Source organism: Robertmurraya korlensis (genome assembly GCF_023715225.1).
GTDB lineage: Bacteria > Bacillota > Bacilli > Bacillales > Cytobacillaceae > Robertmurraya_A.
Window position 1 is genome coordinate 377,528 of record NZ_JAMBNS010000002.1, and the last position, 12,666, is coordinate 390,193.

A 12,666-nucleotide genomic window follows, 5' to 3' on the forward strand; every position below is an offset into this window, starting at 1 on the left:
CCCTCTCCTTTAATAGCTTAGCTCATTTCCGCCATTTTTTTCTTTTTAGCGATTCTTTCTCTCTCGTTCTTATCAAGAATCTTTTTGCGGAGACGAATTGATTCAGGAGTTACTTCACAAAACTCGTCTTCATTTAGGTATTCAAGTGATTCTTCAAGTGTCATAATTCTTGGCTTTTTCATTGTTGTTGTTTGATCTTTATTTGCAGAACGAATATTTGTCGCTTGCTTCACCTTCGTGATATTAACCGTAATATCATTTTCACGAGTATGCTCGCCAACAATCATTCCTTCATAAATTTCAGTACCTGGCTCAACGAAAATTGTTCCACGGTCTTCAACACCCATAATCCCGTAAGAAGATGCTTTACCAGATTCCATCGAAACAAGAACTCCTTGGCGTCTTCCACCAACTTGACCTTGTGCCATCGGCTGGTAACTATCGAAACTGTGGTTGATAATACCGTAACCACGAGTTAGTGTTAAGAATTCAGTTGTATAACCAATTAAACCTCTTGCAGGAACCATGAATATTAATCGCACCTGTCCACTTCCGTTATTAATCATATCAACCATTTCACCTTTACGAGCACCCATTGATTCCATAATTGCACCAGTATGCTCTTCTGGAACATCAATTTGAACACGTTCTACAGGCTCAGAACGGACTCCATCAATGTCTCTTACGATAACCTCAGGCTTTGATACTTGAAGTTCATAGCCTTCACGACGCATGTTTTCAATAAGAATCGAAAGATGTAACTCCCCACGGCCAGAAACAATCCATGCGTCAGGTGAATCTGTATTGTCCACTCGTAAGCTCACATCAGTTTGAAGCTGAGCACGAAGTCTTTCTTCAATTTTACGAGCAGTAACAAATTTCCCTTCCCTTCCAGCAAATGGACTATTATTAACAAGGAAAGTCATTTGTAGTGTTGGCTCGTCAATTCGCAACACAGGTAGAGGCTCTTGATGCTCTACTGGACATACCGTTTCCCCAACATTAATATCTTCCATCCCTGAAACAGCGATCAGGTCTCCTGCGAACGCTTCTTGGATTTCCTGACGCTTTAGTCCGAAGAAACCAAAGATTTTTGTTACACGGAATTGCTTAACTGAACCATCAAGCTTCATAAGGGCTACTTGTTGTCCAACCTTCATCGTTCCACGGAACACACGGCCGATACCAATTCTTCCAACATAGTCATTGTAATCTAGTAGCGCTACCTGGAATTGAAGAGGTTCCTCACGGTTGTCTACTGGCGCAGGAATATTTTCTACAATTGCCTCATATAAAGATTCCATGTTCTCATCCTGCTTATCAGGAGTCACACTTGCTGTTCCATTGATTGCTGAAGCGTAAATGACAGGGAATTCTAATTGTTCTTCTGAAGCTTCTAATTCAATAAATAAATCAATTACTTCGTCAATGACTTCAGCTGGGCGAGCGAAATCACGGTCAATCTTATTAACAACTACAATTGGAGTAAGATTTTGCTCTAATGCTTTTTTCAATACAAAGCGTGTTTGTGGCATACAGCCTTCGTAAGCATCTACGACAAGTAGGACACCATCAACCATTTTCATGATACGTTCTACTTCTCCACCAAAGTCAGCATGTCCTGGTGTATCAAGGATATTAATTCGAGTATCTTTGTATTGGATTGCTGTATTTTTAGCAAGGATCGTAATACCACGTTCTCTTTCTAAATCATTCGAATCCATCGCACGCTCTTCCACGTGCTCATTAGTACGGAACGTTCCTGATTGTTTTAATAATTGGTCAACCAGTGTTGTTTTTCCGTGGTCAACGTGGGCAATAATCGCGATATTTCTAATGTCTGTTCTTAAGTTCAACATGTTCACTCCTACATTTTTATATAAACTTTTATTTAACTTTTTTAGTCATAACTGAAACATTATATCATATTCGAAGTGGAAACCTAGTAATATTTTGTGTAAAATAAAGAATGGAGCGTATACATTTTATTTTTTACAAAACAAATACATTCTAATACCTCACTCAAGGAGGTTTTATCTTGCAATCAATTAAGTGGCCATTATTATTTTTTGCTCTTGCTTCAGCAGCCTGTATGATGGGAACGGGAATAGCTATTAGCTATCGTAGTATATGGGGGATTCTTGCTTCGTTAGCTGCACTCGTTATCGTAATGGGATTTGGATTTACGACAAAGAAAAAAATGCGAGAACAAGGAAGACTGTAAAAGGGTTGGCAATTTGCCAACCCTTTTTATTGCAACGGAGAAACCATAATTAAGAACATTTGATTTTGTTCATCTTTTTCAACCTTAAACTGTTCAAAATAACAGTCTGATAAGAATTGGATCCACATATCTGCTTCCACTGGTAGCCCTGCAAAAATCGCTTTATGCCCTTTTTCTCGCAATTCCTCTTTTAAATGTTGTATCACACTTATACCTAAACCTTGCCTTCGTTTGTTTGGGTTTATAATGACCGTACCAATCCATGGCTTATTGTTAGATGGCGCAAACTCCAAATGATAAGTGATCGCCACATCCCTTTCATCTTGCTGCCACACTCTCCATTCTCCAGTAAGATATTGTTTCATATATTCATTAGCTTTCAAATGTTTCAGTTCAATCGATTTCCATAAATAATCAAACTTTGTAAAAGTTTGTAATAATGTCTCATCCGATTCAAGCATTTTTCGGTACAGAATGTTACCATTTTCCATTATGTAAAAAATCCTTTAGCACTGCTTCATGAAAGCTTGCATTCGCAATAAACACAGAATTTTCTCCAAGTAGATTAAGCTTCTCTCCCTTTAAAGTTGTACACTTTCCTCCAACCTCTTCCACCAATATAATTCCTGCTGCAAAATCCCAAGGAGATAACCGAAGAGTTATATATGAATCGAGTCTCCCAGCAGCCACATAAGCCATCTCTAGCGCTGCTGAACCATATGATCTCGTTCCTCTCACCGCTTTGACAAGTGGAGACAGAATATTGCTATCAATTCTTCGGTTCTGAGTGACCCACGTACTATTTATCCCAATGACTGCCTCCTCTACCTTTACAGATGAAAGAGGAGAAAGAGGTTGATCATTAATGTATGCCCCCTCCCCCTTTTTAGCATGATACAATTCGTCATGAACCACATCATATATGAGGCCAATCATACCAACACCATCTTCATAAATACCTACCGAAATAGCAAAGTTTCGTTGTTGATGAATAAAATTCATCGTTCCATCAATAGGGTCAATGATCCACACGACACCAGACAGTTCTTTAGGATTACTGCCTACTCCCTCTTCCCCTAATACTCGATGATCTGGAAAATGTTTCTTTAGATTATGTATGAAATATTCTTCAATCTCCTTATCCATATTTGTAACAAGATCATTGGCATGTGATTTAGTTTCAATGTTTAATACCTTAGAGAACGATTTTTTTATAAGTTCACCGGCTTCTTTAACCAATTGTTTTGCGAATATGTCCACTGCATGAATATCCATTTATATCATCTCTTTCCTCTATAAATATCTTTATTCTTATAGATTAAAGCAATTACAATCAACAAACAACTGATACGAATGTGAGAAATAAAATAGGCGATCATAAGTATGCACTTAATGTTCGCCTTTATGATTCCCTTTGTATTTTTTTAAAATCCATCCAACTATACCATCCTTACAAAATTACAATGCCTTTAACTTTACCAGTTCCATTCTGATTCTTTCAAGTTTTTCTTTCACCTGTGTCTTCTTCTTTTCATTTTTCTCCGTCATAGCTTCAAATAATGTAGCAAGTTCATAATCCATTTCCAAACGTAGAACAGCCGTTCTTTCTCTTTCTGCGTTATTCTTTTTCGCTGAGCCAATCAGCTGTTTCATAGTAATACACCCCTTTTTATAATGATAATTTTCAGATAATTTTTACTATTATAATATGAACAAAATGCTTTTGATGCAACTAATTTGCGCATTTGCTTAACATTTTTTATTCTCCATACAAGAGTCAACATATTTCTCGTTCTTTCTACCATATGCTACAATTATCTACAGAGAGATTTATATACGGGAGGAAAAACAATGCAATTTACTGGATTTACTGAAGAGGACTTTGAAGTTTTTACAATAGATGGTTTGGATGCAAGAATGGATGCTTTAAAGACTACAATTAGACCAAAGCTTGAAGCACTTGGAAATCATTTTTCTCCAACTTTATCGACATTAACTGCAAATGAAATGTTCCCTCATGTTGCAAAGCATGCAAGGAGAACGATAAATCCACCTAAAGATACGTGGGTAGCCTTTTCAAGTAGTTCAAGAGGATATAAAATGCTTCCACATTTTCAAATTGGTCTTTGGGAATCTCATGTTTTTGTTTGGTTTGCCATGATTTATGAAGCGCCAAATAAAGCTGATTTCGGAAAAACATTAGAGAAAAAACTATCTTCCGTTTACAAAAATATTCCAAAGCATTTCGTTTGGTCTGAGGACCATATGAAGCCAGGTGCTACAACACATCAGCAACTTAAAAAAGAAGACCTCCGACAAATGTTCGAGCGATTACAGACGGTAAAAAAGGCAGAAATATTATGTGGGATCCATATCAAGAAAAAAGATGCGATCAACATGTCTGCTGAGGATTTTCTAACAGAAGTTGAGGGTGTCTTTAAGACATTATTACCCCTGTATAAATTAGCGTAAACAGTTTTCAGAAAAAATGGGCAGGTTTATTTAAAAAGGGAGCCTCAACTGGGTTGATTACTTCCCAAAGGCTCCCTTTGCTTATTTCATTTTTATTTTTTCTGAATTGCCCTCTTTTGCTTTTTTTACAGTTAAGTATGTGGAATAACCACTGGATTCGGCAAATTCATCACATATCTTTTTTTCTTCTGATTTACTTGGAACAATCTCTTTGAACCTTCGATACGATTTCATAAATTCGTCACGACCTACTCCTTTTTCATAAGCAGCCTCAACGAGCTCAAAAAATTTTATAACATCAATAATTTCATCAGTAGACCAAGTATGGTCAATCGGGTATTGATATTCCAAAATACATTCACTCCGTTACATTTAATTTCTCTTAAAGTGTACCCTAAAAATAAGTTACATAGCAATCTGACATAATAATGAAAGAAGAATATGTTTTTCTATGCAACGAAAGTGAATAATGCTATAATTTCACTTGTTTTATGGGTGAAATAACCTGACTATTAATTAAAGAGGTGTGGAAATACGTTGTCTCAATACGAAACACCGTTATTTAGCGGACTAATAGAGCATGCAAAAAAGGATCCAGTTCAATTTCATATTCCTGGGCATAAAAAAGGAACAGGGATTGATCCGGAATTTAGAAATTTTATAGGTGATAATGCGTTGTCAATTGACCTGATTAATATCGGTCCCCTTGATGACCTTCATCAACCAAAAGGAATGATCAAGCAAGCACAGGACCTCGCTGCTAAAGCTTTTGATGCCGATCAAACCTTCTTCTCCGTTCAAGGTACAAGCGGAGCAATTATGACAATGGTCATGACGGTTTGTGGACCTGGGGATAAAATCATTGTACCTAGAAACGTTCATAAATCAGTTATGTCAGCGATTGTTTTCTCTGGTGCAACACCTATTTTTATCCATCCGGCCATCGATGAGAAGCTTGGGATCTCTCATGGTATTACAACAGATTCCGTGGCACGAGCACTAGAACAGCACCCCGATGCTAAAGGTGTTTTAGTTATTAACCCCACATACTTTGGAATGGCTGCCGATCTAAGGAAAATTGTTGAAATTGCTCATTCATACAATGTACCAGTACTTGTGGATGAAGCTCATGGGGTCCATATCCACTTCCATGATGATCTTCCTCTATCAGCCATGCAGGCTGGTGCTGATATGGCTGCAACGAGTGTTCATAAGCTCGGAGGATCCATGACACAAAGTTCCATTTTAAATATTAAAGGAGATCTTATTAACCCAAAACGCGTGCAATCCATATTAAGTATGCTGACGACTACTTCAACTTCCTACCTATTGCTAGCATCTCTAGACGTTGCACGTAAAAGACTGGCTACGGAAGGAAAAGAGTTGATTAGTCAAACGATTGACTTGGCTCAATATATTCGTCGAGAAGTAAATACAATCCCACATCTTCTTTGCGTTGGAGAAGAAATTCTTCAATTGGATGCAGTGTATGATTATGACCCTACAAAGCTAATTATCTCTGTTAAGGAGCTCGGTTTATCTGGTTTTGATGTAGAAAAATGGCTACGTGAAAACCACAATATAGAAGTAGAAATGTCTGACCTATACAATATCCTTTGCATCGTAACACCAGGTGACACGAAAAGAGAAGCAGATCTTTTGATAAGTGCATTGAAAGAGCTGGCATCTCAACCAATTCAGAATAATGATATGGTTAAAGCAGCAGTACTATTACCAGATATACCTTTATTAGCATTGACACCACGTGATGCTTTTTACGCCAAAACAGAGCTTGTCCCTTTTGATGAATCGGAAGGAAGAATTATCGCCGAATTCATCATGGTCTACCCACCGGGTATTCCGATTTTTATTCCAGGTGAGATCATCACCGAGGATAACTTAACGTATATCCGAAAAAATATGGAAGTCGGTCTTCCTGTACAAGGTCCAGAAGATTTTGATCTAAGATATTTACGAGTAATAAAGGAACAGAAGGCTATAAAATGAGAAAAGAGAGCGAGGGATAACCCCTCGCTCTTTATTTAAAATCACATATTCTTTTGTGTTATTACATATAATTTACTTCTCTTCTTCCCCTTTAGTATGACAGCAATCTCTACAATGTGACTTCGCATAAAGAACGGTAACTTTTTCATCCTCAAAATGATCAATCGTTGAATTACAAGCTTGACACACGATAGTTCCCATTTTCCCATTCCCCTTTATTTGTATTTAATCACAAGTATTGAAAACGCTTCAACATCTTTAAATTAATAATAATATAACACTATTAAATTATCAACCCCAAATTGTATAACACATTAAATTTTTATGTTGATTATATAAACAAAAAAATTACAGACCTACTTGGTCTGTACAAAGTTCAATTTATTCATATTGTGTTTGAAAAGGGGTTTCTGGTAAAGCCTCTGAAAAGAATTCAATTAAATCTTTCGCTTGTTGGAGGTCTTTTATTCTAAATGCTGACTGAATGTATTCGATATCATCGAGGTCTTTAGGGTCGAGGAGTGTTGAGCGGCCAGTTTGCATACAAATTACGAGAGGCTTACCAAAAAACATATCCGTGTAAACAATTCCAAAGTCATAGCGCGTTTGTTCTGTAGCAAAACCGACAAATCGTACTCTGACCTTTTCGTGCTCATCATAGAGCTTGTCAAAAAAATCCATTATTGCCACCTCCTGTATTTTCTTAATATTTAGAATTTTATTATATCTTACAGACCCAAAGAAAAGCAACCACAACTTTAAACGATATCTTGTTGTACTTTAATTTTATACAATGCTAGAATGAAGATGAGCAAAGAAATATGTATATTTTCGTACAAATAATGGGGGGATTATGGTGGCTACTAACGCATACATAAAGCTCGTGCCAGCATCGACAAAAGAAAACGTTACCACAGATGAAATAAAAGAGCTTTTTCACTATTATAAGGACATAACTTCAAAGACAGGGAAGCAACTTGATTGGCAGTACGAGGCATCAGCCTTCCCTTATGAAATAAAGGAAGAGCCATCAGGTAAAGGAACTTGGTTTTATTTGTATTCTAATCAGGACAGATATCATGCCATTTTATTAGGGGTTGACGAGGAGACCATTGTAGATTCCGATGGAAATGAGAACAAACAAACCTATATTCAAGTTACACTCCCAGAATCATCTACTTTTGGTGATAAAGGAAAAGCAAATGAGTTTTGTAAATTTGTAGCTAAGAAGCTTCAGGCAGAACTTCATTTATTCAATGGCCGAATCATGTACTACTACCCAAGAAAATAAGAAATAAAAAAGCAAGAGGCTGACCTATTAGCCACTTGCTTTTTATCTTTAATAGACAAAAAATGTCATGGTCAAATGAAACGAACTGTAAAGCATCAAGCTTATCATAGTTACAATCATTGTCTTTTTAGGTGAACGAATAATATGGTTTCCAGTTGAAATAGCTAAATAGAAAAATACAAAGAACATTAAGATATTATAGATTAGTTGATCATGTTTAGAAAGCCATTCTGTAAGAGTGTATCCACTCCATATCATTAATTGTATGATAATTACTACGTAAACCTTCATACTGTTCACCACCGGCTCTATTCTTCTATTCTCACTTGTCCTATTTTATTTTATGTATAAACTCCTCATTCTATTTTTCATTTCTGTAACAAATAGATGACATTGAATAAAAATTCCCAACTCTATGGTAAAATATGTTCGAAATTTACAAAAAAAAATGGAGGCGGTATTTTGAAAGGGTTATCTACGCTTATAGTGATTATGCTCTTACTGATTATCGTCTCCTGTGATTCTTCAAAATCTAAAGATGTTTTACCCTTTGATAAAGATGTCAAACAACTAATTTTCCTTTCTGATGAATCCGAGTATCAATATGAGGCAGCCTATTATGATGCGTTAATAGAATTAAAAAAGATTTATCCTGAGGCCGTTAAAAACATGAAGACGATTAATCCCAATCGCTCTGAGGAGTATCTTGATTTTCTTAACATAAAAGATAATCCAGCCATAATCGTAGTTTATAATAATGAAATAGTAGCCACAGTGAACGGAGAAGAAACTGTAGAAGAAATTGTTCAACCCATAGCAAAAATCCTGGACGAAAAATAAGACCTGCATCGAAAAGATGCAGGTCTCTTTATGTTATTTTACAATATGAATTGGATTTCCAAGTGCAACTTCAGCAGCTTCCATCGTGATCTCACCTAATGTTGGGTGAGCGTGGATTGTCATTGCTAAGTCTTCCGCTGTCATTCCAGCTTCAATTGCTAGGCCTAATTCAGCAATCATATCAGATGCGCTAGGTCCAGCGATTTGTGCTCCGATAACTAATCCATCTTCTTTACGAGTTACAAGCTTTAAAAAGCCTTCTGCAGCTTCAAGTGCAAGTGCACGACCGTTTGCAGCGAATGGGAATTTCGCAGCAATAATTTCGATTCCCTCATCCTTAGCTTGCTTTTCTGTATAACCAACAGAAGCTAATTCAGGATCAGAGAATACTACAGCTGGAATTCCAAGGTAGTCAATCTCAGATGGATGACCAGCAATTGCTTCTGCAGCAATCTTCGCTTCGTATGATGCTTTATGCGCTAAAGGTGGTCCTGGAACAACATCACCAATTGCATAAATATTGCTTACATTTGTACGACATTGCTTGTCAATATTAATGATTCCTCTTTCACCAATTTCGACACCAGCTTGTTCTAACCCAAGCTCATCAGTGTTCGGACGACGACCAACCATTACGAACACATAGTCCGCTTCAACTGATTGCTCTTCTCCTTTTACTTCGTAAGTAACTGTTACGCTGTTTTCTGTTTCCTGTACACCTTTTGCAAGTGCCTTTGTAATAATTTCCGCACCCTTTTTCTTTAGGTTGCGCTTTACGATAGCCGACATTTGCTTTTCGAAACCGTTCAGGATTTCGTCTGTACCTTCTAAGATCGTTACTTTTGTACCAAAGTTAGCGTATGCCCCACCAAGCTCTGTACCGATGTATCCTCCGCCGATAACAACGATATGGTTAGGGATTTCTTCTAGAGCAAGAGCTCCCGTTGAGTCAAGTACACGCTTTGTGTATTTAAATTGTGGTAACTCGATTGGGCGTGAACCAGTTGCAATAATTGCATTTTTAAACTTATACGTTTGTGCTGAATTTTCATCCATTACACGAACCGTTTCGTTGTCTACAAAGTATGCTTCACCACGAACGATTTCAACTTTGTTTCCTTTTAAAAGCCCTTCAACACCGCCAGTAAGCTTTTTAACAACTCCAGCTTTCCATGCTTGAACTTTAGAAAAGTCAACTTTTACATTATCTGCTGTAATCCCCATTGCATCAGAGTGCTTTGCTGTTTCATATCGGTGACCAGCTGCAATTAATGCTTTTGATGGGATACATCCAACATTCAAACAAACTCCACCAAGAGTTCCTTTTTCTACAATTGTTACTTTTTGTCCTAATTGAGCCGCACGAATAGCTGCTACATAACCACCAGGGCCAGCCCCTACGACAAGAGTATCTGTTTCAATCGCGAAATCTCCAACTACCATTTTTTTACGCCTCCATTAACAATAGTTCTGGATCGTTCAACAAACGCTTAATATGGTTAAGTGCGTGTTGAGCTGTTGCTCCATCAATCATACGATGGTCAAAGCTTAAAGATAATGCTAATACTGGTGCAGCAACAATCTCGCCATTTACAACGATTGCTTTTTCTGCAATACGACCAATTCCTAGAATTGCTACCTCAGGGTGGTTAATTACAGGAGTAAACCATTGTCCACCAGCTGAACCGATATTTGTGATTGTGCAAGAAGCACCTTTCATTTCATCAGGAGCAAGTTTTCCATCACGTGCTTTTCCAGCAAGTTCATTAATATCATTTGAAATAGCGAAAAGTGATTTACGATCTGCATCCTTCACAACAGGAACAAGTAATCCTTTTTCAGTATCTGCAGCGATTCCGATATTGTAGTAGTGCTTGTGAATAATTTCGCTTGTTGCATCATCAATTGATGTGTTTAAAGCAGGGAATTCACGTAATGCACTTGTTAATGCTTTAACTACATAAGGTAAGAATGTTAATTTAATACCTTTATTTGCTGCCACATCTTTATACTTCTTACGGTGTGCAACAAGTTTCGCTACATCAATTTCATCCATTAATGTCACATGTGGAGCTGTGTGTTTAGAGTTAACCATAGCTTTTGCAATTGCTTTACGAATTCCACTCATCTTCTCACGAGTTTCTGGATATTGACCTTGTGGAATTGGTGTTGCTGCTGGTTTAGCTGTTTCTTGAGCTGCTTCAGTTACAACTTCAGTAGCTGCAGCCGGTGCAGTTTCTACTGCAGCTGGTGCTGCTCCACCATTTAAGAATGCTTCGATATCGTCTTTTACTACGCGGCCGTTTTTACCAGAACCAGCAACTAAAGCAATATTTACACCTTTTTCACGAGCATATTTTCTAACTGATGGCATTGCAACCACACGACGATTAGGGTCAACAGAGGCCTGCGTTTCTGCTACACCGCTGTTCGTTGTGCTAGCTTCTGCAACAGGAGCTTGCTCTTCTTGCTTTGGTGCTTCCTCTTCGTGATCGTCACCTTTAAATTTAAGGTTTTCATATCCAGGAGCATCAAATGTAATAAGGACTTGACCTACTGTTGCAACTGTTCCTTCACCTACTAGTACTTCTTCAACTGTACCAGCAACTGGTGATGGAATTTCTACTACTGCTTTATCGTTTTGCACTTCACAAAGTACATCATCTTCTTGAACTTTATCGCCAGCTTTTACAAACCACTTAACGATTTCACCTTCATGGATACCTTCACCGATGTCAGGTAATTTAAATTGGAATGACATGTATTCACCCTCCTATAGATACGAGCTTATTCAGAACTTTTCAAATAAGGAAAGGGAAAATGGTGACCCATTCCCCTCTTTAATTAATAATTTTAGAAGCTTAAAACTTTCTTAGCTGTTTCAATTACATCTTTGTAATTTGGTAACCATACTGTTTCCGCTTGAGAGAATGGGTACACAGTGTCAGGACCTGCAACACGTAATACAGGAGCTTCTAAGCTAAGAATTGCACGGTCGTTAATTTCAGCAACCACTTGAGCAGCAATTCCTGCTTGCTTCTGTGCTTCCTGAACAACAATAGCACGTCCAGTTTTCTCTACAGATGTCACAATAGCGTCAATATCTAATGGTGCAAGAGTACGTAAGTCAACAACTTCAACTGAGAAACCTTCTTTTTCAAGCTCTTCAGCAGCTTTTAATGATTCGTGTACCATTGCTCCGTAAGTAATAATAGATAAGTCTTTACCTTCACGCTTCACGTCAGCTTTTCCTAATGGAATTGTGTACTCCTCTTCAGGAACCTCTTGACGGAATGAGCGGTATAGCTTCATATGCTCAAGGAAAATAACAGGGTCATTATCACGAATAGCTGATAATAATAAACCTTTTGCATCATAAGGAGTTGATGGAATAACCACTTTCAAACCAGGTTGTTGAGTCATTAATCCTTCTAAGCTATCTGCATGTAGTTCTGGTGTATGAACGCCACCTCCGAATGGAGAACGGATGGTAACTGGAGAATTGTAACGTCCACCTGAACGATAACGCATACGAGCCATTTGACCAGAAATAGAGTCAATAACTTCATACACGAAACCGAAGAATTGGATTTCCATAATCGGACGGAAACCTTGTAAACCAAGACCGATTGCTAAACCACCGATACCAGATTCAGCTAGTGGTGTATCGAATACGCGCTCTTCACCGAATTCCTTTTGAAGACCCTCAGTTGCACGGAATACTCCTCCGTTATTTCCTACGTCTTCACCGAATAGTAACACGTTCGGATCATTGCGCAATTCAATACGTAACGCATCCGTGATTGCTTGAATCAATGTCATTTGCGCCATG

General features: G+C 37.8%; 16 protein-coding genes. 5 read left to right on the forward strand and 11 right to left on the reverse strand.

The annotated features are described in order from the left end of the window. Positions 1–17 precede the first annotated feature (17 nt). Positions 18–1,856: a translational GTPase TypA gene (gene typA, locus M3175_RS06315; protein WP_251516049.1), complete on the reverse strand. Its 1,839-nt coding sequence runs from the start codon at positions 1,854–1,856 to the stop codon at positions 18–20. Positions 1,857–2,038: 182 nt separating this feature from the next. Between typA and M3175_RS06320 the strand changes: the two genes are divergently transcribed. Then, a complete protein-coding gene (locus M3175_RS06320) occupies positions 2,039–2,224 on the forward strand; it encodes a YlaF family protein (protein ID WP_251516052.1) in 186 nt (61 codons plus the stop codon). A gap of 26 nt (positions 2,225–2,250) precedes the next feature. On the opposite strand, the gene M3175_RS06325 is transcribed toward M3175_RS06320, so the two are convergent. From M3175_RS06325 to M3175_RS06335, 3 genes are all read right to left on the reverse strand, one after another. Continuing rightward, positions 2,251–2,715 carry a GNAT family N-acetyltransferase gene (locus M3175_RS06325; protein ID WP_251516055.1) on the reverse strand — a complete coding sequence of 155 codons (465 nt, stop codon included), beginning with the start codon at positions 2,713–2,715 and terminating at the stop codon, positions 2,251–2,253. Further along, positions 2,702–3,499, reverse strand: coding sequence for an inositol monophosphatase family protein (locus M3175_RS06330; RefSeq protein ID WP_251516058.1), 798 nt, complete (start codon positions 3,497–3,499; stop codon positions 2,702–2,704). Before M3175_RS06330 ends, M3175_RS06325 begins: the two co-directional genes overlap by 14 nt. A gap of 183 nt (positions 3,500–3,682) precedes the next feature. After that, on the reverse strand, positions 3,683–3,877 hold the full coding sequence (locus tag M3175_RS06335) for a YkzI domain-containing protein (RefSeq protein ID WP_066059919.1): 195 nt from the start codon (positions 3,875–3,877) through the stop codon (positions 3,683–3,685). A 198-nt stretch (positions 3,878–4,075) separates the two neighbouring features. On the opposite strand from M3175_RS06335, the gene M3175_RS06340 reads away from it, so the two are divergent. After that, positions 4,076–4,696, forward strand: a complete 621-nt coding sequence (locus tag M3175_RS06340) for a YktB family protein (protein WP_251516060.1) — start codon at positions 4,076–4,078, stop codon at positions 4,694–4,696. A gap of 81 nt (positions 4,697–4,777) precedes the next feature. On the opposite strand, the gene M3175_RS06345 is transcribed toward M3175_RS06340, so the two are convergent. Then, the gene (locus tag M3175_RS06345; RefSeq protein WP_251516063.1) at positions 4,778–5,047 is read right to left on the reverse strand and encodes a UPF0223 family protein; all 270 of its coding nucleotides are present in this window, start codon (positions 5,045–5,047) and stop codon (positions 4,778–4,780) included. 186 nt (positions 5,048–5,233) lie between these two features. Between M3175_RS06345 and M3175_RS06350 the strand changes: the two genes are divergently transcribed. Further along, positions 5,234–6,703: an aminotransferase class I/II-fold pyridoxal phosphate-dependent enzyme gene (locus M3175_RS06350; protein WP_251516066.1), complete on the forward strand. Its 1,470-nt coding sequence runs from the start codon at positions 5,234–5,236 to the stop codon at positions 6,701–6,703. 72 nt (positions 6,704–6,775) lie between these two features. On the opposite strand, the gene M3175_RS06355 is transcribed toward M3175_RS06350, so the two are convergent. Beyond that, positions 6,776–6,904 carry a GapA-binding peptide SR1P gene (locus M3175_RS06355; protein WP_251516068.1) on the reverse strand — a complete coding sequence of 43 codons (129 nt, stop codon included), beginning with the start codon at positions 6,902–6,904 and terminating at the stop codon, positions 6,776–6,778. A 180-nt stretch (positions 6,905–7,084) separates the two neighbouring features. Beyond that, the gene (locus M3175_RS06360; protein WP_251516070.1) at positions 7,085–7,384 is read right to left on the reverse strand and encodes a DUF3055 domain-containing protein; all 300 of its coding nucleotides are present in this window, start codon (positions 7,382–7,384) and stop codon (positions 7,085–7,087) included. A 175-nt stretch (positions 7,385–7,559) separates the two neighbouring features. On the opposite strand from M3175_RS06360, the gene M3175_RS06365 reads away from it, so the two are divergent. Further along, positions 7,560–7,994 carry a DUF1885 family protein gene (locus M3175_RS06365; protein WP_251516072.1) on the forward strand — a complete coding sequence of 145 codons (435 nt, stop codon included), beginning with the start codon at positions 7,560–7,562 and terminating at the stop codon, positions 7,992–7,994. A gap of 48 nt (positions 7,995–8,042) precedes the next feature. Here the strand turns inward: M3175_RS06365 and M3175_RS06370 are convergent, their stop codons facing one another. Beyond that, positions 8,043–8,285 (reverse strand): hypothetical protein, encoded by a 243-nt coding sequence (locus M3175_RS06370; protein WP_251516093.1) that lies wholly within the window; start codon positions 8,283–8,285, stop codon positions 8,043–8,045. 171 nt (positions 8,286–8,456) lie between these two features. Here M3175_RS06370 and M3175_RS06375 point away from each other — a divergent pair, with 171 nt between their 5' ends. Next, on the forward strand, positions 8,457–8,834 hold the full coding sequence (locus M3175_RS06375) for a small peptidoglycan-associated lipoprotein (protein ID WP_251516133.1): 378 nt from the start codon (positions 8,457–8,459) through the stop codon (positions 8,832–8,834). Positions 8,835–8,867: 33 nt separating this feature from the next. Here M3175_RS06375 and lpdA read toward each other — a convergent pair whose 3' ends face one another. The 3 genes from lpdA to M3175_RS06390 form a co-directional block, all read right to left on the reverse strand. After that, positions 8,868–10,277, reverse strand: coding sequence for a dihydrolipoyl dehydrogenase (gene lpdA, locus M3175_RS06380; RefSeq protein ID WP_251516136.1), 1,410 nt, complete (start codon positions 10,275–10,277; stop codon positions 8,868–8,870). 4 nt (positions 10,278–10,281) lie between these two features. Beyond that, positions 10,282–11,595: a dihydrolipoamide acetyltransferase family protein gene (locus M3175_RS06385; protein ID WP_251516138.1), complete on the reverse strand. Its 1,314-nt coding sequence runs from the start codon at positions 11,593–11,595 to the stop codon at positions 10,282–10,284. A 92-nt stretch (positions 11,596–11,687) separates the two neighbouring features. Continuing rightward, positions 11,688–12,665, reverse strand: a complete 978-nt coding sequence (locus M3175_RS06390; protein WP_251516139.1) for an alpha-ketoacid dehydrogenase subunit beta — start codon at positions 12,663–12,665, stop codon at positions 11,688–11,690. Position 12,666 lies beyond the last annotated feature (1 nt).

What these genes read in the sequence shown, in the direction of transcription:
- M3175_RS06390 (WP_251516139.1), bottom strand. Translation starts at nt 12,665, where the DNA reads ATGGCGCAAATGACATTGATTCAAGCAATCACGGATGCGTTACGTATT.
- M3175_RS06370 (WP_251516093.1), bottom strand. Translation starts at nt 8,285, where the DNA reads ATGAAGGTTTACGTAGTAATTATCATACAATTAATGATATGGAGTGGA.
- M3175_RS06340 (WP_251516060.1), top strand. Translation starts at nt 4,076, where the DNA reads ATGCAATTTACTGGATTTACTGAAGAGGACTTTGAAGTTTTTACAATA.
- lpdA (WP_251516136.1), bottom strand. Translation starts at nt 10,277, where the DNA reads ATGGTAGTTGGAGATTTCGCGATTGAAACAGATACTCTTGTCGTAGGG.
- M3175_RS06385 (WP_251516138.1), bottom strand. Translation starts at nt 11,595, where the DNA reads ATGTCATTCCAATTTAAATTACCTGACATCGGTGAAGGTATCCATGAA.
- M3175_RS06360 (WP_251516070.1), bottom strand. Translation starts at nt 7,384, where the DNA reads ATGGATTTTTTTGACAAGCTCTATGATGAGCACGAAAAGGTCAGAGTA.
- M3175_RS06355 (WP_251516068.1), bottom strand. Translation starts at nt 6,904, where the DNA reads ATGGGAACTATCGTGTGTCAAGCTTGTAATTCAACGATTGATCATTTT.
- M3175_RS06325 (WP_251516055.1), bottom strand. Translation starts at nt 2,715, where the DNA reads ATGGAAAATGGTAACATTCTGTACCGAAAAATGCTTGAATCGGATGAG.
- M3175_RS06330 (WP_251516058.1), bottom strand. Translation starts at nt 3,499, where the DNA reads ATGGATATTCATGCAGTGGACATATTCGCAAAACAATTGGTTAAAGAA.
- M3175_RS06335 (WP_066059919.1), bottom strand. Translation starts at nt 3,877, where the DNA reads ATGAAACAGCTGATTGGCTCAGCGAAAAAGAATAACGCAGAAAGAGAA.